This window comes from Tropicibacter oceani, assembly GCF_029958925.1.
GTDB lineage: Bacteria > Pseudomonadota > Alphaproteobacteria > Rhodobacterales > Rhodobacteraceae > Pacificoceanicola > Pacificoceanicola oceani.
This window is the reverse complement of the sequence record NZ_CP124616.1, coordinates 2395887-2417767: the sequence shown is the minus strand read 5'-3', so window position 1 is coordinate 2417767 and position 21881 is coordinate 2395887. Positions and strand designations below refer to the sequence as shown.

The 21881-nt window shown below is 63.6% G+C and carries 17 protein-coding genes and 2 tRNA genes; 5 read left to right on the top strand and 14 right to left on the bottom strand.

The window, feature by feature from the left end:
• The first annotated feature begins 45 nt into the window (after window positions 1–45).
• The 4 genes from QF118_RS11680 to QF118_RS11665 all read left to right on the top strand — a co-directional run bounded on the left by QF118_RS11680 (window position 46) and on the right by QF118_RS11665 (window position 4342).
• Window positions 46–1230, top strand: a complete 1185-nt coding sequence (locus QF118_RS11680) for a vWA domain-containing protein (RefSeq protein ID WP_282299233.1) — start codon at window positions 46–48, stop codon at window positions 1228–1230.
• Window positions 1231–1365: 135 nt separating this feature from the next.
• Complete coding sequence (locus QF118_RS11675) at window positions 1366–3432, top strand: methyl-accepting chemotaxis protein (RefSeq protein WP_282299232.1); 2067 nt, start codon at window positions 1366–1368, stop codon at window positions 3430–3432.
• A gap of 139 nt (window positions 3433–3571) precedes the next feature.
• Window positions 3572–3931 (top strand): hypothetical protein, encoded by a 360-nt coding sequence (locus tag QF118_RS11670; protein WP_282299231.1) that lies wholly within the window; start codon window positions 3572–3574, stop codon window positions 3929–3931.
• A gap of 132 nt (window positions 3932–4063) precedes the next feature.
• Window positions 4064–4342 carry a hypothetical protein gene (locus QF118_RS11665; protein ID WP_282299230.1) on the top strand — a complete coding sequence of 93 codons (279 nt, stop codon included), beginning with the start codon at window positions 4064–4066 and terminating at the stop codon, window positions 4340–4342.
• A 2-nt stretch (window positions 4343–4344) separates the two neighbouring features.
• Here the strand turns inward: QF118_RS11665 and QF118_RS11660 are convergent, their stop codons facing one another.
• The 13 genes from QF118_RS11660 to QF118_RS11600 all read right to left on the bottom strand — a co-directional run bounded on the left by QF118_RS11660 (window position 4345) and on the right by QF118_RS11600 (window position 18720).
• The gene (locus tag QF118_RS11660) at window positions 4345–4989 is read right to left on the bottom strand and encodes a L,D-transpeptidase (protein WP_282299229.1); all 645 of its coding nucleotides are present in this window, start codon (window positions 4987–4989) and stop codon (window positions 4345–4347) included.
• Window positions 4990–5190: 201 nt separating this feature from the next.
• Window positions 5191–6099, bottom strand: coding sequence for an FAD:protein FMN transferase (locus tag QF118_RS11655; protein WP_282299228.1), 909 nt, complete (start codon window positions 6097–6099; stop codon window positions 5191–5193).
• A gap of 4 nt (window positions 6100–6103) precedes the next feature.
• Entirely contained in the window at window positions 6104–6670 is a 567-nt protein-coding gene (locus tag QF118_RS11650; RefSeq protein WP_282299227.1) for a nitrous oxide reductase accessory protein NosL, read from the bottom strand.
• A complete protein-coding gene (locus tag QF118_RS11645; protein ID WP_282299226.1) occupies window positions 6667–7491 on the bottom strand; it encodes an ABC transporter permease in 825 nt (274 codons plus the stop codon). Before QF118_RS11645 ends, QF118_RS11650 begins: the two co-directional genes overlap by 4 nt.
• Window positions 7488–8384: an ABC transporter ATP-binding protein gene (locus QF118_RS11640; protein WP_282299225.1), complete on the bottom strand. Its 897-nt coding sequence runs from the start codon at window positions 8382–8384 to the stop codon at window positions 7488–7490. The genes QF118_RS11645 and QF118_RS11640 overlap by 4 nt, the downstream gene beginning before the upstream one ends.
• Window positions 8350–9681: a nitrous oxide reductase family maturation protein NosD gene (locus tag QF118_RS11635; protein WP_282299224.1), complete on the bottom strand. Its 1332-nt coding sequence runs from the start codon at window positions 9679–9681 to the stop codon at window positions 8350–8352. The genes QF118_RS11640 and QF118_RS11635 overlap by 35 nt, the downstream gene beginning before the upstream one ends.
• A gap of 3 nt (window positions 9682–9684) precedes the next feature.
• Window positions 9685–11625, bottom strand: a complete 1941-nt coding sequence (nosZ, locus tag QF118_RS11630; RefSeq protein WP_282299223.1) for a TAT-dependent nitrous-oxide reductase — start codon at window positions 11623–11625, stop codon at window positions 9685–9687.
• Between the two features lie 22 nt (window positions 11626–11647).
• Window positions 11648–13843: a NosR/NirI family protein gene (locus tag QF118_RS11625; protein WP_282299222.1), complete on the bottom strand. Its 2196-nt coding sequence runs from the start codon at window positions 13841–13843 to the stop codon at window positions 11648–11650.
• Window positions 13840–14229 (bottom strand): hypothetical protein, encoded by a 390-nt coding sequence (locus tag QF118_RS11620; RefSeq protein ID WP_282299221.1) that lies wholly within the window; start codon window positions 14227–14229, stop codon window positions 13840–13842. Before QF118_RS11620 ends, QF118_RS11625 begins: the two co-directional genes overlap by 4 nt.
• 243 nt (window positions 14230–14472) lie before the next feature.
• Window positions 14473–17688 (bottom strand): PAS domain-containing protein, encoded by a 3216-nt coding sequence (locus QF118_RS11615; RefSeq protein ID WP_282302469.1) that lies wholly within the window; start codon window positions 17686–17688, stop codon window positions 14473–14475.
• 259 nt (window positions 17689–17947) lie between these two features.
• Window positions 17948–18023: transfer RNA gene (locus tag QF118_RS11610), tRNA-Val, on the bottom strand.
• A 150-nt stretch (window positions 18024–18173) separates the two neighbouring features.
• A tRNA-Val gene (locus QF118_RS11605) sits at window positions 18174–18248 on the bottom strand.
• Between the two features lie 34 nt (window positions 18249–18282).
• Window positions 18283–18720 carry an HU family DNA-binding protein gene (locus QF118_RS11600; RefSeq protein ID WP_282299220.1) on the bottom strand — a complete coding sequence of 146 codons (438 nt, stop codon included), beginning with the start codon at window positions 18718–18720 and terminating at the stop codon, window positions 18283–18285.
• A 207-nt stretch (window positions 18721–18927) separates the two neighbouring features.
• On the opposite strand from QF118_RS11600, the gene QF118_RS11595 reads away from it, so the two are divergent.
• Entirely contained in the window at window positions 18928–19119 is a 192-nt protein-coding gene (locus tag QF118_RS11595) for a hypothetical protein (RefSeq protein WP_282299219.1), read from the top strand.
• Between the two features lie 151 nt (window positions 19120–19270).
• Here the strand turns inward: QF118_RS11595 and lon are convergent, their stop codons facing one another.
• Window positions 19271–21679, bottom strand: a complete 2409-nt coding sequence (gene lon, locus QF118_RS11590) for an endopeptidase La (RefSeq protein WP_282299218.1) — start codon at window positions 21677–21679, stop codon at window positions 19271–19273.
• Window positions 21680–21881: the final 202 nt, after the last annotated feature.

Here is a 21881-nt window from a genome sequence, read left to right as displayed (position 1 = left end):
ACCGGGGTGATTGCCCTTGCCCGCACCCTGCCCTAGTGTCGCGCCATGTTCGTGCCCTTCTTTGAAAACCTGCGCAAATCCGGGGTTCCGGTGTCCTTGCGCGAATACCTGACCTTTCTCGAAGCGGTGGGAAAGGGTCTGGCGACCTATGACGTCGAGGCCTTTTATTACCTGGCCCGCAGCGCAATGGTCAAAGACGAACGCCATCTTGACCGCTTTGACCAGGCCTTTGCCGCCACCTTCAAGGGGCTCGAAGCGATCGGGTTCGAACAGGTGCTCGAAGCGGTGAACCTGCCGGACGACTGGCTGCGCAAGATGGCCGAAAAGCACCTGTCCCCCGAGGAAAAGGCCGAGATCGAGGCGCTTGGCGGCTTTGACAAGCTGATGGAGACGCTGCAACAGCGGCTCAAGGAGCAGCAAGGCCGCCATCAGGGCGGCAGCAAATGGATCGGCACCGCCGGGACATCGCCCTTTGGCGCCTATGGCTACAACCCCGAAGGCGTGCGCATCGGGCAGAATGAATCGCGTCATCAACGGGCCGTAAAGGTCTGGGACAAAAGAGAGTTCCGCAATCTGGACGACAGCGTCGAACTGGGCACCCGCAACATCAAGGTGGCGCTGAAACGGCTGCGTCGCTGGGCCCGCAGCGGTGCCGAAGAAGAGCTGGATCTGGACGGCACCATCCGCGCCACCGCCGAACATGGCTATCTGGACGTGAAAACCCGCCCCGAACGGCGCAATGCCGTCAAGGTGCTGCTGTTCCTCGATGTGGGCGGCAGCATGGACCCCTATATCAAGCTGGTCGAAGAACTGTTTTCGGCCGCGCGGGCCGAATTCAAGCATCTCGAATATTACTATTTTCACAATTGCCTGTACGAAGGCGTCTGGCGCGACAATCGCCGCCGCTATGATCAGCAGACCCCCACCTGGGAGGTGCTGAACACCTATGGGCATGATTACAAATGCATTTTCGTGGGTGACGCCAGCATGTCGCCCTATGAAATCGCCTATCCGGGCGGCGCCAATGAACACTGGAACGCCGAGGCCGGGCAGGTCTGGTTACAGCGCGCGCGCCAGCAATGGCCCGATCACCTGTGGCTGAACCCGGTGCCGCAGCGCCATTGGGACCACACCCAAAGCATCGCGATGATCCGCGAGGTCTTCGAGGATCGCATGGTGCCGATGACGCTGGACGGGATCGACCGGGGCATGCGGCTTTTGTCGCAATAATCGGCCCCGGGCGCTGACTTTGCGCGATTGACGCCGATTTCCCCTAAAAAACGCGGCATTTTTCACGCGGCGCTTCACCAATGATCAAACTTTGGCGCGGTATCCCGGCACCTGTCTTACGTGGGAGAGCGCTCAATGTCGCTGAAATACAGGATCATCATGGCGATCGTCGTCTGCGCCCTTGTTTCCGTCGTCCTGGTCGCCGCGCCGCTGTACATGGGGACACAGAAGCTGATCGAAGAGGGCGGCAAACGCGAATTGCAGCAGATGGAGGCGCGCATTCGCGCCGGGTTGGAGTCGCGCATCGAAACCGCGCTTTCCATGGCCCAGACCATCGCCGCGATTCCGCGCGTCCAGCGCGCCGTCGCCAATGCCGACACAAAGGGGTTGCACCGGCTTTTCGTCAAGGATTTCGCCACCATGTCCGCTTCGACCGGTGTTGCGCAATTCCAGTTCCACACGCCCCAGGCGGTTTCGATCCTGCGCGTCCACAATCCCGAAAAATACGGTGATGACCTGTCCGAATTCCGCCAGATGGTGGTGCAGACCAATGACACCAGCCAGCCGCTGTCGGGGCTGGAACGCGGTCGCGCCGGGCTTGGCATTCGCGGCGTCAGCCCGGTAACCGATGACGGCGAACACCTGGGCAGCGTCGAGATCGGGCTGGCTTTTGATTCCGCGCTGTTGCACGCCATCCTTGGAACCACCGAAACCCGGCTCGAGGTTTACATCCTGCCCGATCAAAGCATTGCGACCTTCGAGGAAAGCGATGATGAAATCCAGCGCATCACCGGCAATTTCGACGGCGACGCCCTGCTGACGCGCGCCGATCTGAACCGGTTCCTGCAGAACACGCAAGGGACGACGAAAAACACCATCGACGGCGCGCCCTTTGCCGGCACCGTCTTTACCATCAACGACTTTTCGGGGCAGCCGGTGGCCATTGCCCATGTGCTTGTGCCGCAAAGCGCGCTTGTCAGCATTTCCAGCCAGATGACGCAGGTCGCCCTGGGCGCCGCGGCCCTGGCCATGGCCCTTAGCGCGGTCATGGCCTGGCTGTTTGGCGGCCGCCTGACGCGGTCCCTTGGCCAGATCATCGCCCGCATGAAATCCCTGGCCGAGGGCGACACCGCCGTCGACCTGGACGCCTTTCAGGACAACGGCGAAATCGGCCAGATGGCGGTGCGTCTGGATGTCTTTCGCCAGGGCCTGATCGAGGCGGAAAAGCTGCGCGTGGCGCAGGAAACCCAACAGGCCGAACAGGAACAGATCGTCAGCCACCTAGCCCGGGCGCTGCGCGGGCTGGCCGATGGCGATCTGGACTCCCGCATCGACGCCGATTTTGGCGAAGGCTATGCCCAGCTGGTCACCGATTTCAACGCCGCCGCCACCGGGCTGTCAGACATCATTTCGTCGATTGCCGGGGTCGCAGGCACCGTCACCGACCGCGCCAAGGACCTGACCGAGGCCGCCGACGACCTGTCGAACCGGACCGAAACCTCGGCCGCGACGCTTGAACAGACCGCCGCCGCGCTGGAACAGGTCACCAGCAACGTGCGCACCACGTCCGAAGGCGCGCAAAACGCCAATGAATCCGGCAAGGCCGCCATCGACAAGGCCCGCTCGGGCGCGGATATCGTTTCGGACACGGTGCAGGCCATGACCGACATCGACGATTCCGCCGAGGAAATCGCCCGCATCACCGGGTTGATCGACGACATCGCCTTTCAGACCAACCTGCTGGCGCTGAACGCCGGGGTCGAGGCCGCGCGCGCCGGCGAGGCAGGCAGCGGTTTCGCGGTCGTCGCCTCCGAGGTGCAGGCGCTGGCCCGGCGCACGGCGGATGCCGCCGGCCAGATCGACACGCTGATCACTGTCTCGGGCGAAAAGGTCAAACATGGCGTCCAGCTGGTCAACCGCACCGGTAGCGCGCTGGACGAAATCGTCGCCGCCGTCGAAGGGGTGACAAACCAGATCAGCACGATCGCCGACCTGGCCGCCGAGCAGCTGCAAAGCCTGTCCGAAGTCAATGTGGCGGTCAACGATCTGGACCAGACGACCCAGCGCAACGCCGCGATGTTCCAGCAAAGCACGATGGCCAACCAGGCGCTGCTGGAACAGGGCGAAAAGCTGCAATCGCTGGTGAACCGATTCACCCACGAATCCCGGCCCGATCACCTGGACGAACAGAGTGCTGCATAATGCTGCCAGAACCGCGGCACTGTCGCGGTTTGCCCCGCCTGTTTCGAACAGGCATCACAAAGTCGCCGCATTTTGAACAAGGATGCGCCACAGCGCACGATCACCCTATGGTTGCGCCTTGCTTTGTGAAATGTACCTCATGCCAACGCCCTCTTCTACGCCCGCCGCCAAAGGTGTTCCCGTCATCATCCGCGATGAAAACCGGGCCTTTTCACGCAAGCGCGACGTGCAGGTCGTGCTGCCTGACCCAAGCATGAGCCCCGCCAGCCTGATCGCCTTGCGCCTGCGACTTCAGTTCGCCGAGCTGACCAAGGCGGAGGGCAGCGCAACGCCGGGCGCAGACCCCGCGCCCCTGCACAGCCGGATCGAACGGGCCTGGCGCGCCTTTGAAAACCGCAGCCTGATCATCCTGATCGACGACCGGCAGATCGACAAACTGGACGCGCCGGTCTTTTTCAGGGCGGGAACCGTGATCACCTTTTTGCACATGGCGTCGTGACCGGCGATGCCGCGACGGATGCGCTGCCTGCGGACGGTTGCAGCAGGGCGCGTTTTCCCCGAAAAGGCGGTCTTGCGGCCTTGGCCGCGGAATGCAACCTTGGCGAAAATCCATCCAACCCGTGGGGCCCCTATGACCAGACCGTTGAAATTCCTCGCAGGCTCGCTGATCCTTGTGGGCCTTGCCGCCTGTGAACCGGTGCCCGCCCCGCAGGGCACGGGCGGCGCTGCCGCCGTGACCGTGCCCGAGTCGGTCTCGTCGATCGCGGCGCCTTTCCAGGATCTGACCTCGGCGCGGGTGCGCTCGGACGATGGCTGTTACTGGTATACCCACCGCGGCCCGGTCGAGACCACCGAACTGCCCCTGCGCACCGCAGAGGGCAACCCGATCTGCACGCGGCCAGCCAGCTGAGGTTACAGCCGGCTGCCGTCGGTCGGGTACAGATAGGCGGTGACGCCGGTATCGACCTGATCGTACAGCGTGTTGATATGCGCCATGACCATGCGCACACAGCCCGAACTGGCCCGCGTTCCGATCGAACGCGGTGCGGGCGTGCCGTGGATGCGCAGGTGACTGTCGCGGTTGCCGACAAACAGGTACAGCGCCCGTGACCCCAGCGCATTGTCCGGCCCCGGAGGCATGCCCTCTTCCCAGCGGGCGTATTTGTCGGGCTCGCGCTTGATCATCGCGGGCGTCGGGGTCCAGCGCGGCCACTTGGCCTTGCGCTTGATCGAATAGACGCCGGGTTCATACAGCCCGTCGCGGCCGATGGCGACGCCATAGCGCATCGCGGTGCCGTCGCTTCCGATGTGGTACAGGTAGCGCGCCACCGCATCGACATGCACATCGCCCGGCTTCAACCCGTCGTTGGCCGTGACCCGCACCGGCAGGAACCGCGGATGCAGCCCCCAGGGGTTGCTGGAGCCAAGGTCGAACCCCTCCGGGGTCACCTGCGCATCCCAGGTGTCCCATTCACCGGGGGCGGCAAAGGCGGGCCGGGCCAGGGCCGGCGTGGCAAATGCGGCAAGGGATGCGATCATGGAGCGTCTGGAGAGCATGCTGGACCTTTCGGGCGTATCGACGAACGCCGAGACCGCCCAAGGGGCCGCCTGACGCGCCGTGATCAAACATTCAAACCCCGGGCAGGTTCAACCGCATTCTGGCAGGTTCACGAATTTTTTGCCGCGCTGCGGCCTTGCGGGCGTGATTTGGGGCGCTGTGGGCCCTTTGCCGGGGCCAGCCCGGACCACTCCATAGGGTCACAGCGCTGCAATCGCCTCCAGGTTTGCGCCGTCAAAGCGGGCCAGGCAGGCCTCGATCCCGGCGCGTGTGTCGTAAAGGCAGGCGGCGGTCGACAGCGCGTCCGCCAGGGCGGCGGTGCTGGCCGATACGGTGATTTCACGCCACGCGGCCTGCGCCGGTGCCGCAGTGCGCGGGTCAAGAATATGGCCGGCGCTGGCGGCTTCGTCAAAGGTGGTGCCCAGCGGCGCGGAGGTGGCCAGCGCGCGGGCGACCAGCGGCACCGCCCCCCCGGCGGCCAGACGCACCGGCCAGGGCGATCCGTCCGGCTGGGCGCCAAGCGCGCGGAATTCGCCGGTGTCGATCAGGATATTGCTCAGCCCCATCTGGGCCAGCATCCCGGCCACCTGATCCGCGACAAAGCCCTGGGCTATACCGTTCAGGGTCAGCGCCATGCCCGGCCGCAGCGTGATCCGCGCCGCATCCAGCGTGACGCCCTGCCATCCGGTCAGGGCGCGCGCGGTCTGCAGATCGGCCAGCGCGGGGGCGGTGCCGCGGGCATAGCTTTCGGCATAGCGGGACCAAAGCGGCTGGATCGTCGGGTCGAACCGGCCTTGGCTGGCCTTGTGGACCGCCCCCGCCAGCGACAGGCATTCCAGCAGTTCAAAGGGCGGCTGGTCCAGCACGCCGCTTCGGTTCAGCAAAGACAGCGCACTGTCCGGGCGATACAGGCTGAAGATATCCTCAAGGCGGGAAATCTCGGCCTCGACCCGGGTGCAGATCGCCTTGGCATCGGGGTGGGCCAGGCGCAGCGTCGCCTGCGCGCCAAGCGCCCTGCCCTGCCAGATATAGACCGGGTTGGCCCGGCCCGGTGCGGGAAACATGGCGGCGGCGGCACTGATGGCCAGGAAACGGCGGCGGGGTATCATTGTCTTATTCTCCCAATTCTCTGGACAGGACGCGCAGGCGGTCCTGGAAAGTCGTGTCATCCGTTTCAGCGGTCAGCTCGACCGGCGCCAGCACCGCGCTGTCGGGGATCTGGTCCAGGCGCATGACCTGCCCGCCATTGGCGGTGGCAAAGCGGGCGGCGGCGGAAGGGTCGGCAAAGGGCACCAGTTCCGGCGCGCCCATGCCGCCCAGAACCCGCGCGCCGACCACATAGACGGCGTCCTGCGCGGCGATCCAGTTGGCCTGGCCCGGCTCCTGCCATGTCGCGTGCGGCGCGCCCATGTCGTTGACCCAGACGGCAACGATTTCATGGCTTTGCTCGGGCATGCGCATATAGGCGACCACGTCGCGCACCTGGCTGAAGAACAGCGGCGCGCCCGGCAGGCCGCCCAGGTGGGCCTGCGCCTTGGGCCCGGCGTGTTCCAACAGGTCCATCTGACAATAGTGGCCAACCGCCCCCGCCGTCAGCGGCACCGGCGCGGTGTCCTGCGCGACATCTTTCTTGCAGGCGCCAAGCGCCAGCACGATCAACAAAAACGACAGGGCTTTCATGGTTCCACCTTTCGAAAGGCCAGCGCCGCCAGCGCCAGCGCCACCAGCGGCCAGACCAGGACCGAAACCAGCGATTGCCACTGCGCGATCGCATGGGCCGCGCCGCCAATCCCCGAGGCGGCCGAGGTCGCCTGCGCGGCGGACAGGTTGAACAGGCGAAAGGCATCGGCCGGGTTGGCCAGCAAGGCTATGGGAAAGACCCTGGTGGTAAAGACGCCGCCATCATCGGCCACCACTGCCGCCAAAAGCCCCAGATCGTACAGCACGACCAGCCCCAGCCACAGCCCGATGGCCAGCCCCGCCGCCCCGGACACCCGGCGCGCCAGCGAGGACACCGCATAGCCGATCCCCAGGAAGGTCGCGCCCAGCAGCGCCGAGGTCCAGGTCAGCGTTGCCAGCGCCCCGAGGCCCGACAGCGCATCCGGATCGGCCAGGATGGTCACCGCCGCCGCCGCGCCATAGCCTGCGGAAATGGCCAGGATCAGGATCGCGGCATGCGCCAAGAACTTGCCGGCCAGTACCTCCCAGCGGGCGACCGGATAGGTCAGCAGCAAGGGCAGCGTGCCGCGCTCGACCTCGCCGGCGACGGCGTCAAAGGACATCAGCAGCGCCACCAGCGGCACAAGGTAGACCGACAGCGAGGTCAGCGAAGCCACGACAACCGACAGCCTGTCAGCGCCAAGCGCCCCGGTCGGGGCCGAGCCCGCCGCCGCCAGTACCAGCGAAAAGACGACCATCAGAAGAACCGCGATCAGCACCCAGCGGTTGCGGCGCGCGATGTGAATTTCGGTGGTTGCGGTGGCAAGGATGCGGGCGATCATTGGCCGTCCCTCCGGCTGAAATGGCTGTAGATGTCTTCGAGGCTGGGCGGGATCACGTCCAGATCCGCCACCTTGCCGCGCAGCGCCGAAATCTGCGCCAGCGTGGCCAGCTTGTCCGCCTGCGCGCAGCTTAGCTGCAGCCGGTCACCGATGCGGATGGCATCCGGAAAGACCGCCATGATGTCCCTGTCATAGCCGTTGATCGCGGTGATCTGCATCGCCACTGGCAAGGCCGCCTTGCTGCGCAGGTCGGTCAGGGTGCCCTCGGCCACCATCTTGCCGCCCGACAGGATCAACAATCGGTCGGTGCGGGCCTCGACCTCGGTCAGGGCGTGGCTGGACAGCAGGATCGCCGCGCCCTCGGCGGCCAGCGTGTCGAGCAGTTCATAGAAATCGCGCCGCGACACCGGGTCCAGCCCGCTGGTCGGTTCATCCAGGACCAGCAGCGCCGGATGCCCGATCAGCGCCTGCGCCAGCCCGACACGCTGGCGCATCCCCTTGGAATAGGTGCCGATGCGCCGCCGCGCGGCATGGGCCAGCCCGACACGGTCCAGAAGGTCCATCGCCCCGGCAGGATCGACGCCGCGCAGGCGCATGTAGTGGGTGATCTGCTCCAACCCGGTCAGCGCCGAATGAAAGGCCGCGTTTTCAGGCAGATAGGCCACCTTGCTGCGCGCCAGGGCGCCGCCGGGGGCCGCCCCGCAGACAGAGATATCGCCAGAGTCGGGCGCGATCAGGCCAAGGATGATCTTCATCATCGTCGACTTGCCCGCGCCGTTATGGCCAAGCAGCGCGACGCGTTCGCCGGGCTCGACCCGCAGCGACACATCGCTCAGGGCATGCACCCCGCCGAACGTCTTAGTGAGACGTGAGATCGTTAACGTCGAAGTCATTGAGATCACTTTCATTCCGCCGCGCGGCCGCTTCGGCCTCCATGGCGGTGTATTGGGCCGCAACCGCGATCTGCGGTGCGGTCATCAGGGGGGCGCTGTCGACGACACCGCCCGGCAAGGTCGCCGGAAAGCTGGACTGCGCCCAGCGGATCAGCTGCACGGCGGGGGCCCCGGTCAGCAGGGCGGCGGCAGGCTGCGACCACAGGATATGGTCCATCAGGTCGTTGGGGCGAAAGGCGCTGTCGGCGATGCCGTCGCCGCCCAGATCGAACCCGGGATGGTCCGACCAGAAATTGCCGCGCCCCTCGAAGCTCCATTCCACATCGCGCGTGCCGACATATTTGACCTGCGTGCGGTTGCCGACAAAGGCGTTTCCGGTCAGCACGTTACGCTCGGACCCTGCGGTGAAATGGATGCCGATTTCGCAGCCCTCAAAGCGGTTGTTGTAGATCAGGTTCTTGTGCGCATTGTAGATGAAGGTGCAGCGGTTCGCCCCGCCGCGCACCAGGTTGCCCGACACGGTGGCGTTGTTGGCATAGTTCAGCATCACGCCATGGCTGATGTCGGACAGCGACAGGTTGTCCTTGACCACCGGGTTGTTGGAAAACATGATCGCATAGCCCAGGCCATTGCCGATCGACACGTTGCCCGACACCTCGGAGTCGTTGGTATACATGAAGTGCACGGCAAAGCGCAGGTCGCGGAACAGGTTGTTGCGATAGGTGCCGGTGCGCGAGGCGTTGGAAAAGATGCCGTCGCGGCCCCAGCGGACCGAGTTGCCTTCGACCACCGTTCCGGGCGAATTCCAGACATAGATGCCGTTGCCCCGGTCGTTGACGCGCTTTTGCCGGGTGCCTTCGATCAGGTTGCCGCGCACCTGCGCATCGCGCCCGCCATGCACGTCGACGCCGTGCAGATTGCCAATCAGGCGGTTGTTTTCGATGATCGCGCGGTCGGCCTTTTTCAGGATCTTGATCCCTGCGTCCAGCGCCTTGCTGTCCATGCCCGACCCGGTCACGGTCACGCCCCGGATCGTCACATCGGAGGCGGCGATGGTGATGGCGGTGCCCTGCCCCATGGCGTCGATGATCACATCCGCCCCGCCTTGCAGCGTCAGGCTGCGGTCGATGACAATCGCGCCCATGTGGCGGCCGTCTTCGAGGATGAGCACATCGCCGGGATGTGCCCCGGCGATGGCAGTGGCAAGCGTCCCTGACCCGGCAGGCACACGGATGTCAGCGGCCCATAGGGGCAGCGCGGTCAGCAGCGATACAAGCAAGGTCAGGAAACGCGTCATGGGTCAGCCCGCCTTGGGTTCAACGAACATCCGGCCGCGCATTTCCATGTGCAGCGCGTGACAGAACCACTGGCAATAGTACCAGAAGACCCCCGGTTGCGCCGCCACAAAGGTGACAGAGGCGGTCGCCTGCGGCCCGATTTCCATCGCGACGCCATGGTTGCCCATGGTGAAGCCATGCGTCAGGTCGTCGATGTCGTCGAGGTTGGTGACGATCACCGTCACCTCGTCGCCCTGCTGCACGGTAAAGGATTCAAGCGCAAAGTTGGGCGCCTGGCTGGACATGTAGACGCGCACCTTGTTGCCGTCGCGAATGATCGTGTCCTGCCAGTCGTCCAGATCGACGCCATCGGCCTCGGCCTGGGCGCGGGCATCGGCCCACATCGGATCGTTGCGATCCCAGACCGAATTGGGGTTCACCTTGGACGGATCGACGATGATCGAATCGTGTGGCTCGGCAAAGGTCGGGCCGTCGTGGACCAGGGTCAGGTCATCACCGTCGATGACGAACAACTGTTCGTTCTCGGGCTTGAGCGGGCCGACGTTCAGGAACCGGTCCTTCGAGAACTTGTTCATCGACAGGTAATACTTGTCCGTCGCCTCCAGCGTTTCGCCCATCACTGTCGAGTTGTGGCCGGGCTGGTAATGCACGTCCTTCTTGACGATGATCGGGTCGACGTTTTCGCCGTTGTACAGCTGAACCGCCTTTTCAAGGTTCCACTTGACCACCTGGCTGTCCAGGAACAGCGTGGTATAGCAGTTGCCCTTGCCGTCGAACGCGGTGTGAAGCGGCCCAAGCCCCAGTTCGGGTTCGGCCACCACGGCGCTGCGCGGATCGGCCCCGTCGTTGAACACCGCGTCCAGCTTGCGCACGTCGATCACCGACACCGTGGGCGACAGTTTGCCCGCGATGCACAGGTGGATCTTGTCGGGCGCCATGTTGCAGCCGTGCGGGTTGTTCGGGATCGGGACATAGCGGGTGTACTTGTTGTCCGAGCCCTTGCGCCCGTCCAGAACCTTGACGCCGTTCAGCTCTTGATAGTCACCCGCGGCGATGCCTGCCTCGATTTCCTTGATGTTGAAGACGACGACATGGTCCATGTCGGCCTCGGTCATGTCCGGCAGCGTCATGCCCATTTCCGAGTTGTACGAGGTCGCGAAGGCGTATTTGCCCTCATAGTCGCAATCGGTGTTGTCGAGGTTGCCGGTCACCATCACCTGCCAGGCCACCGTCATTTCGTCGGCGTTGATGGCGGTGTAGAAGTTCACGTACTTGTCCGGCTCGTCCAGGATCTGGCCGTCGTTGATCATCGGCACTTCGTCTTCGCCGTTGCAGAAGACATAGTCGGTGCGCGGCCATTTTTGCGGGCGCAGACCGTGGATCGCCTTGGCGTTCGGGATCTCGATGATCTTGTCGCACTTCATCACGTCGCAGCGCACGCGCGCGACGCGGGTGTTGGCCTTGTCGTTCATGAACAGATAGCGGCCGTCATAGGTGCCCTCGGTAAAGGACATGTGCGGGTGGTGCAGGTCGCCGTTGCGCGGGAATTCCAGCCCGTTGGCGGCCAGATAGGCCTTGGTCTTTTCGGTCAGGCCTTCGGTCAGGATCTTCTTGGATTCGTTGGTGATCCCCCAGCCGGTGGCCGAGCAGATGTTGAACACCGGCACGCGCATCAATTCGCGCATCGACGGAACGCCAAGGATGCGCATTTCGCCGGCCTGGCCCGAGGACCAGAAGCCATAGTATTCGTCCAGCTGACCCGGGCCGACCTCGGCCCCGGTTGCGGCGCGCGCGCTGGTGGTTCCGGCCAGGGTCGCGGCCCCGACAACGGCGGTTCCGGTCAGCATCGCGCGGCTGCCAAAGGCCCCGGCCAGCGCCGCGCCCCCGGCAGTGGCGCCCAGCAGGCCCCTGCGTGTGATTGGCAGTTTCGTTCCCTCAGACATGATACATCCTTTCAGGTTGCGGTTATTGGGATTTGGTGACGTTGGGGTGCCCCGAGAGATCGCGGGACAGATCAGGCGCAGCGCCAACCTTGGCGCGCCGCCTCACCTTCTTGATGACCACCGGACAGGTGGTTTCGGACTGGTAGAGCACCTGACAATGCAGACAGTTGATGCATTCGTTCGGGTTGATCTCGCCGGTCGGATGGATGGACTGCACCGGGCATTCATGGGCGCAGCTTTGGCAGGGGTTGCCGCATTCGTGATACCGCTTGAGCCAGTCGAACATGCGCAGCCGCGCAGGGATCGCCAGCGCCGCGCCCAGCGGGCAAAGGTAGCGGCAAAAGAACCGTTCCACGAACAGACCGGCGATCAGAAGCGCCGCCGCATAGGCCACGAAAGGCCAGGCGCGGACAAAGTTCAGGATGATCGCGGTCTTGAAGGGTTCGACCTCGGCCAGTCTTTCGGCCTGTTCGATACTGGTCAGCGACACCCCGAAAAGCCCCAGAAAGATCATGTACTTGAGCGGCCACAACCGTTCATGCAGGCCCCAAGGCAAGGTCCATTGCGGAATGTGCAGCGCCTTGGCCACGCGGTTCAGCAGTTCCTGCAGCGCACCGAACGGGCACAGCCAGCCGCAATAGGCCCCCCGCCCCCAGAACAGCAGCGCCGCCGCCACCGCGAACCACAAGATGAAGGTCAGCGGATCCAGCAAAAAGGCCTGCCAGCTGAACCCCGACACCAGCGATCCGAACAGCGCCATCAGGTTGACCACCGACAGTTGCGCGTTGGCGTACCAGCCCAGGAACACCAGCGTCACCGTCAGGTATCCGATGCGGAACCAGTGAAAGGCGCGGGCGTTGCGGGTGGCGAAGCCCTGGAAAAAGAACACGGCTGTCAGCACGGTCAGCATCACCGCCAGCACGCCGATTTCCAGCGTCTTGCCCGCCCAGATGCGCTTCCACAGCGCCTGATGCGCGTCCGCTTCGGTTTGCGATGTAACCTCGGCCACGCTGTCGGGAACCGCGGCAGACGCCGGCGGCGCGACCGCGCGCAGGTATTGGGAAGGCAGCTGATAGCCCAGGTCGAAGGTGGTAAAGACCTTTTCGATCGCGCCGACCTCGCGCTGGACCAGCAGCTGGATGCGGAAGGGCTGCGTCGGGTCAAAGCCGCTGTCCGCCGGGATCTTGAACAGGTCGGATTCGTTGAACACCGGCGCGCCCTCGGCGGCGATGGTGTTGATCCGTTTGTGCATCCGGTCGCGGAACCGCACCGAGACATCGTCCTGGATCAGCACGATCCGGTCAAAGATGCCGCCGCGCACATAGCCCGACCCCTTGAAGGAATACAGCCCGCGCCCAAAGACCGCCACCGCGTGGTCGCCCTCTTCCAGCCAGTTGGCCAGGTTGTCGGCCTCGGCCTGTCCCAGCACGACACGGGCGATGGCCGGATGCGACACCAGCGTCGCCTGCATTTCGACAAAGGTGGTTTCGGGCGCTTCGGTCAGGGCACGCTGGCCGGCGCGCGGATCGTCCATCGCGGCAAAGGCGGCGTTGACCTGCCCGACGTCCAGCGACAGACGCCGCAGGGTGCCGTCGCCTTCCAGCGTCATCCAGTCGTCTGCAATCTCGGCTTCGGGGTCGATCTCGAACCTTGGGCCTGCGTCCGGGGCCTCGACCGCCAGACCGCCCAGGCCCAACTGCCGCGCGACCTTCAGCCCGGCGCGGATGATGGAATCGTCGATCACCATGATCGTCACGGTGGCGCCGGAAATGATGTCCAGCGCATGGGCGGTGCCGCCCGTTTCCGCCTCGGCCACCAGGTCAAGCCCGCGGTAGTTGGCCACCAGCGCCTTGACCTTGGCATCAGGGATGCCGATCAATACGATCGGCTCCGAGTGTTTGACCAGCTCGACCCCGATCACCTGCGCGGCGTCATCGACCACCACCAGCGTGTGGATGGGTTTGCCGGAATAGCCGGTCGTGGACACGAAATCAGAGGTGATGAAGGCCCAGCCGATGCGCTGCCCGTTCCCCAGGACCTCGACCGCCGGAACATCGGGGTGGAGCGCGCCAAAGCTGTCGGCGCCTTCGACCACCTCGGTGATCTGCACGTCGGGCAGAAGGTTGGACAGCACCGATTGCGCCGCCGCGGGCAGGCCGAACAGCACCAGCACGGTCAGAAAGGTCAGGGTTTTCAGGAATGAGCGAAGGGTCGTCATGCAACGGCGTCCTTGAGGTCAGGTCGCCCATTGCCGCGCATGGCAAGGCTGATGCCATTGCGCTGTGTCCGGATCATCTCCGGTGCGGTCGTATGCAGGTCCGCAATGGCCGGGGGGCCGCGCGGCAAGGGGCGTGTAACAGGGTTTCGAACAAAGGGATCGTGACGCAGGGCAAAGCCGGCAGGGACCGCGCGCGCCGCCAGATCAGGATCGGCGGCCACCCGCGCCGGCGCCACGGCATCGGGCGACTGGCAACAGGCCAGGCAGTCATGGCATTCGGCGCCCGGATCGACAGGCGTGCCATCGGCACCGATGCTGACGGTCTTGACCGCGCCATCGGCGCAAATCTCAATGGTCAGACCGTCGCCGCCCGTCATGGCCATCATCGCAGGGCCATAATGGCAAAGGCACAAGATCAGTACCAATCTGGAAAGGAGGGCGAGCAGCGGTGTCATGCCGCCAGTCTTAGGGCCGCCCACCGCCGGAACGTTGTTGTAGCGCAAACTAAATGCGCAATGTCATTGGCGCGCGGTTTGCCCAGCCCGCCCCAGCCCGCCCCGTTCAGCGCGCGGCAAAAGGGCCTGCGCCCTTCGGCAACAGGCCCGTTTCCTGGCGCTCAGCAATGGTGTTCAGGCGGCCGCGCCGGGGCGGTCTATCGCATAGCCCTGCACCAGGTTTACACCCAGCTCTTCAAGCACCGGCACCATCGCCTTGTCCTCGACATGCTCGGCGATCGTCTTGAGCCCTGCGACCTGCGCCATCTTGATAAAGCATTCCACGCTCGAGGCGGCGACAGGGTCGTCGTAGTTGCGGATAAAGCTGCCGTCGATCTTGAGATAATCGGCCGGCAAGGTCCCGAAATACCGAAACGACGAGGCCCCCGCCCCGAAATCGTCGATCGCGACCTTGAGCCCAAGCGCCCGCAGTTCGGACAGGAACCCAAAGACGGTTTCATAATTCTGCACCATCGAGGTTTCGGTGATCTCGATGCAGATCTGTTCCAGCTGCGCCTTGTCCGCGCCGCGCACCAGGGTCAGCAGATCCCCCTGGAAACTGCGCGACGACACCGAAGATGCCGACAGGTTTACCGTAAAGATCACACCGAGGTCGGTTGCCGACACCCGGTCCAGGCAATAGCGGAACATCCACAAGTCGATCGACGGCATCAGACCATAGCGTTCGGCCGCGCCCAGAAACTTGTTCGGCGCGATCAGCCCGCCGTCGTCATCTGGCATTCGGATCAGCAGTTCGCGCATTTCGGGCTGGTCCGGATCGTCGGCGATCGGCGCGATGCGCTGTTCGTGCACGATCCACCGGCTTTCGACATTCGCCCGTTCGATGCGTTCGATCAACGACACCTGGGTGGCGGCATTCTGCATGGTTTCGTCAGACTCGGTCCACAGGCAGACCTGCCCGCGCCCGGCCGCCTTGGCGGTATAGGCCGCGATGTCGGCGCGGCGCAGCAACTGCCCGATATGCCGGGGCGCGGTGCACAGGTCGACGACGCCGACACTGGCTCCGATCCGCGGCAAATCCTGCCTGTCCGGGGTTCCGGTGGCGATGTTCGCGATTTCGCGGCACAGCCCTTCGGCAAAGGTCTTGGCCGCCGCGTCGCCGTCGAACCGTTTCAACATGACGAATTCGTCGCCGCCCTGCCGGGCGATATGCGCATCCTCGCCGGCCACCTGGCGCAGCACATGCGCCACCCGGTGCAGCAGCTTGTCGCCCGCGTCATGGCCCAGCGAATCGTTCACCCGCTTGAAGTGGTCAAGGTCGATGAAGAACAGATAACTGCCGTTCTTGCAGATCGGATCGTTCAGGCAATCCTGGAACCGGTGTTCGAATTCGACCCGGTTCAACAGCCCCGTCAGCAGGTCATGGGTGGCGCGATATTCGATGTCGCGCGACAGACGCCGCTGATTGCTGACATCGCGAAACACCAGCACCGCCCCGACCGCGCGCCCGTTTTCGTCGATGATCGGCGCTGCGGAATCGTCTACGGCGATAGGGTCCCCGGACTTGTTGCGCAGGATCGAGTTGGGCTGAAGATCCACCGTGCGGCCTTCGAGCAGGCATTGCCGGATCGGATCGGTGACCAGTTTCCCGGTCTCTTCGTTGAAAACGGCAAAGACCTCGTGGGACAGTTTGCCGATGGCCTCTGACCGCGTCCAGCCGGACAGGTTGGCCGCCACATCGTTGATCCAGTTGATCCGGCAATCGCGGTCCGTGGTGATCACCCCGTCCCCGATCGAGGACAGCGTCACCGACAGCTTCGAGGTCTGCTCCTGCAGCTCGAACATCAGGCGCCGTTCCGGGGTCAGGTCAAAGCAGGCGCCATGAATCCGGTCGATCAGCCCGTCTTCGTCCCGGCTGGCCTCTCCGGTCAGTTTGAGCGCGTGCACCAGCCCGTCCTGGTCACAAAAATCGATTTCGATATCGGCCCGGCCCTTGCCCGAAATCAGACGCCGGATCTGCGATTTGAACTTCTTGGCCTCCGAGTCGGGCAGCCAGTTCAACCATTCGGCCAGGGTATCGGGCCGCTTGTTGGACGAGATCACGAAGTGCTGCAACATCACGTCGTCCCAGGTCACGGTGCCATCGACAGCGTCGAGGCTCCACAGCCCAACGCCGCCGCTGCTGGTGGCCAGCTGCATCCATTCCTGCGTCGCGCGCAATTCCTTGTCCCGGGTCACCCGGTCGCTGATGTCCTGAAAGGCGCCGAACAGGCGTTTGGGCGTGCCGTTCTCGAACTCGACCTCGCCGACCGCCCGCACCCAGATCCGCTCTCCGTTCAGGCGGATGAACGGCAATTCCAGATCCCAGGGCTGGCCTTCGTCGATGCCCGCCTGAACCGCCTTTTCGATCACCGGGCGCGCCGAGGGCGCATAAAAGCTCAGCCCTTCGGTCAGGTTCGGGATATAGTCGTCGCTGACCCCGTGAATGCGCCGTGTCTCGCGGGTCCACAGAACCTGGTTGGTTTCCAGGTCAACCTCCCAACCGCCGACCCCGGCAATCGTGCCCATGCGTTCCAGCAGGACTTTCAAGCGCGCCGTTTCGGCCTGTTTCTGCTTGTATTCGTTGATCGAGATATGGGTGCCGAACATCCATTCCGGTTCGCCGTCCTCGGTCCAGGTAAAGACGCGGCCGCGATCGTGGACCCAGACCCAATGCCCGTCCTTGTGGCGCATCCGTGCGTGGATGTCGTAAAACGCGCTTTCACCCGCCCAATGCGCCCGCAGCGCGGCCTCAGAGGTTTGCATGTCTTCGGGATGCCCCAGATCCTGCCATGTCTGGATGGTTGTCTTGCCCAATTCGTCCAGCGAATAGCCGACGATCTCGGCCCAACGTTCGTTGAACCGTGTCTCGCCGGTTTGCACGTTCCATTCCCAGGTGCCGGCATTGGTGCCTTCGATGCATGATTGCAGGCGATAGGATTTGGTCTGAAGGCGCTTGGCCAGAGCATCGTCGCCATCCAGCACGCTTAGCGTCGCGACGTTGCCGATCACCTTGCCGTCATCGTGAACAAGGGGCGTCGAGGAAATCATGCAAGACACTTCTTTCCCACTGCCCGCGATGAACGTGCAGGCCAGCTGATCGACAAGCTTGCTGGCCGGGTCCTGCCCGGGCGAGGCCTGGACAATCGCCCAGCTGTCGCGCGCCATGAAATCGAAACAATGGCGACCGATGACCGCATCGCGCACATAGCCAAACACACTGAGCCAGTTGTCACTGGCCTGCACGATGATGCCGTCCATATTCGTGACATGGAAGATCGCCGGAAAACTGTCCGGTATCCTCCCGGCCCATTCAGACCTTGCCTCATGACCATCAAAAACCACGTTCATCATCAACTCCCATGCAAAGGGCTACGAAACCGTTAACTAAATTAATCTGCTTAACAGAGCGTTACCCGCCCGAGTGGCTGACAGCACAAATCGAGACTGACGCAAGGGCAAGAAACCCAGAAACCACGTGCTGGTCCGGTCGCTAAGGTTTCTTTGAAAAACGCGCGAGAGCGCCTGCTTGTGCGCATGGACACAAGGCGCGAAACGAACACCGGCAACCGCCTGATAACAGGCAGGTTTCAGGTTTCACAGAAGGGGATGGTGGGTGATGAGAGACTCGAACTCCCGACATCTTCGGTGTAAACGAAGCGCTCTACCAACTGAGCTAATCACCCGCTGCGCCGCTTTTGCCGCAACCCGCGCGCCTTGGCAAGCCCTTCGGAACGGGCCTGTGCATTTCTTGCCGCCCGGCCGCCTGCCCCCCGCAACGCCCCGGCATGACAACAAGAAAGGCGCGCCAATCGCTGGCGCGCCTTTCAGGAAACTGGTGGGTGATAAGAGATTTGAACTCCTGACATCTTCGATGTGAACGAAGCGCTCTACCACTGAGCTAATCACCCGTGGCGCGCGTTCTAGCGCCCATCGCTTTGGGGATCAAGAGGCGTTTTCGCTATTTTCGCCCTCGGTCGATTGACGCACGCGCACGTTCAGAACCAGCGCGTTATCCTTGGGTTTGATGTTCGCAACCTTGACCTTGCCAAGCGGCTTGAGGTTCAGCGGCCGCCCTTCTGCCAGGGCCTGGCCCAGAATCGCCAAGGCTGCCTCGATCGCGGGCTTGGCGTCGCGTTTCTTGACGCCGCTGCGTTCGACGACCAGGTCGATCAGTTCCTTCTTTTTCATTTCCACCGTGGGCTGATCCGCGTCCGGGCCCGCCGCTGCGGTTTTGGCAGGTTTCGGGCTGGCCATGTCCAGGGACGCCGCGTCGGGGCTGAATTCGGCGGCGATGGGCGCGGGCTTGCGGGGTTTGTCCGCGCCCTTGTCGGGGGTGGCGGCTGCGCCGCGGGCCTTGCGTGTCTTTGTCTGGGCTGTCATGTCTCTGCTCTTTCGCTGTTTTCGGCTGGGCGGGCTGTCCGCCAGACCGTTGTTATGCTGCCTTGCGCCGCCATTCACGCGCGCCGCCCAGCAGGCCTGTTTGGCGTCAGAATAGTCGAAACCGGGGTCACAAGCCAGCACTTGCTTGACAGGGCACAAGCGCCGGTTGCACAGTCTTGGCGATTTTTTGCAAACTGGGGGACCAATATGAAAACTTTTGCAGCAGCGACCGTCCTGGCCTTGGCCGGTGCGACCGGCGCGCAGGCCGATGGCTATTCCGACCCGGTGGTGGAACCTGTGGTGATCCGCGAAGCGGCGGTGCAGGACAGCGCGCCCTCGGCGGAACTGGTCATGCTTTTGGCGACGCTGGCGGTGTTCGGCGCGGCCCTGTCGCACTGACGCGCAAGGCCAACCCCGACCTGCCAGTCGGGGGGCGCCGCCAACACCCTTGCCGGAATGCCAGACCCACGCCACACCGCCCCCGATCATGGGGCCAAACGCAAAGCGCCGCGCAAACCTGCGCGGCGCTTTCTTGTTGTAGCGAAAGGGTTTAGTGGGCCGTGACCCCTGCCCCCGCATCGCCGGACTTGGCGGCGGCGGCGGCAGCGGCCTCTTCGGCCTCTTCATCCCATTCGATCGGCTCGGGCTTGGCGGTCAGGGCCAGATTGAGCACTTCGGAGACGTGTTTGACCGGGATGATTTCCAACCCTTCCTTCACGTTGTCCGGCAGTTCGGCCAGGTCCTTTTCGTTTTCCTCGGGGATCAGAACCGTCTTGATCCCGCCGCGCAATGCCGCCAGCAGTTTTTCCTTCAAACCGCCGATGGGCATCGCGTTGCCGCGCAACGAAACCTCGCCAGTCATGGCGATATCCTTGCGCACCGGAATGCCCGTCAGAACCGACACGATCGAGGTCACCATCGCCAAACCGGCCGAGGGCCCGTCCTTGGGGGTGGCGCCGTCCGGCACGTGGACGTGAATATCCATCTTGTCGAACTTCGGCGGTTTCACCCCGATCTGCGGCGCGATCGAGCGGACATAGCTGCTGGCCGCTTCGATGGATTCCTTCATCACATCGCCCAGCTTGCCGGTGGTCTTCATCCGGCCCTTGCCCGGCAGGCGCAGCGCCTCGATGTGCAGCAGATCGCCGCCCACGCTGGTATAGGCCAGCCCGGTGACCACACCGACCTGATGATCGTCTTCGGCCAGACCATAGCGGTACTTCTTGACCCCAAGGAAATCGTCCAGGTTTTCGGCGGTGACATGCACCTTGTCCGACTCTTTCTTGACGATCTTGGTCACCGCCTTGCGCGCCAGCTTGGCAATGTCACGCTCCAGGTTCCGCACGCCCGCCTCGCGGGTGTAAAAGCGGATGATCCCGGTCAGCGCCGCGTCATCAACCTCGAATTCGCCTTTCTTCAGGCCGTGGTTCTTGACCTGCTTTTCCAGCAAATGCCGCTTGGCGATCTCCAGCTTTTCGTCCTCGGTATAGCCGGACAGCGGGATGATCTCCATCCGGTCCATCAAGGGCCCCGGCATGTTGTAGCTGTTCGAGGTGGTCACGAACATCACGTTCGACAGGTCATATTCCACCTCAAGGTAGTGGTCCATGAAGGTCGAATTCTGCTCGGGATCAAGCACTTCGAGCATCGCCGACGCGGGATCGCCACGGAAATCCTGGCCCATCTTGTCGATCTCGTCGAGCAGGATCAGCGGGTTGGTGGTCTTGGCCTTTTTCAGCGCCTGGATGATCTTGCCCGGCATCGAGCCGATATAGGTCCGGCGGTGGCCGCGGATCTCGGATTCGTCACGCACGCCGCCCAGCGAAATGCGGATGAATTCGCGCCCCGTGGCCTTGGCCATCGACTTGCCAAGGCTGGTCTTGCCCACGCCCGGAGGGCCGACAAGGCACAGGATCGGGCCCTTGAGCTTGGCCGAACGCGCCTGCACCGCAAGATACTCGACAATGCGTTCCTTGACCTTGTCCAGGCTGTAGTGATCGGCGTCCAGAATATCCTGAGCCTTGTTCAGATCCTTCTTGACGCGGCTTTTCACGCCCCAGGGGATCGACAGCATCCAGTCCAGATAGTTGCGCACCACGGTCGCCTCGGCGGACATGGGCGACATGTTTTTCAGCTTCTTCAGCTCGGCGTCGGCCTTGTCGCGGGCTTCCTTGGACAGCTTGGTTTCAGCGATTTTAGCCTCAAGTTCGGCAACCTCGCCTTCGCCCTCTTCGCCGTCGCCCAGCTCCTTCTGAATGGCCTTCATCTGCTCATTCAGATAGTATTCGCGCTGGGTCTTCTCCATCTGGGTCTTGACGCGGGTCTTGATCTTTTTCTCGACCTGCAGGACCGACATTTCGCCCTGCATCAGGCCGTAAACCTTCTCAAGCCGCTCGGACACCGACAGCGTTTCCAGCAGTTCCTGCTTTTGCGGCACTTCGATGCCCAGGTGGCCAGCGACCAGATCGGCCAGCTTGGCGGCATCCTGCGCCTCGCCGACGGCGGTCAGCGCCTCTTCGGGAATGTTCTTTTTGACCTTGGCATAACGCTCGAACTCTTCACCCACGGTGCGGGTCAGCGCCTCGACGGCGGCGACATCGCCGGGCATTTCCGTCAGATATTCTGCGGAAGCCTCGAAGAAATTCGGGTTTTCAAGGTATTCGGTGATGCGCACGCGGCTTTGCCCCTCGACCAGCACCTTGACGGTGCCATCGGGCAGTTTCAGCAGTTGCAGCACATTGGCCAGCACGCCGGCCTTGTAAATCCCATCGGTTTCGGGATCGTCGACCGACGGGTCGATCTGCGACGCCAGCAGGATCTGCTTGTCGTCGTTCATCACCTCTTCCAGCGCGCGCACCGATTTTTCTCGGCCCACGAACAGCGGCACGATCATATGCGGGAAAACCACGATATCGCGCAGCGGCAGCACCGGGTAAGAGGGATTGAGGGGATGTTTCATGCTCGGTATCCTGTTCTTGGCAAGGACCCCCGCCCCGCTTGGCGGCAGCAAAGGATCCTCCGGTCTCGGACTATGTAGATGGGGCGGGTTAACAGATTTTCAACCTGCACGCCCCCGCAGATTGGCGACCAGAATGGCCCCTGCGCGTTGCAGGTGCAAGCGCACAATAAGGGGTATTGTCAGGAAACGGCGAGGTGGACAG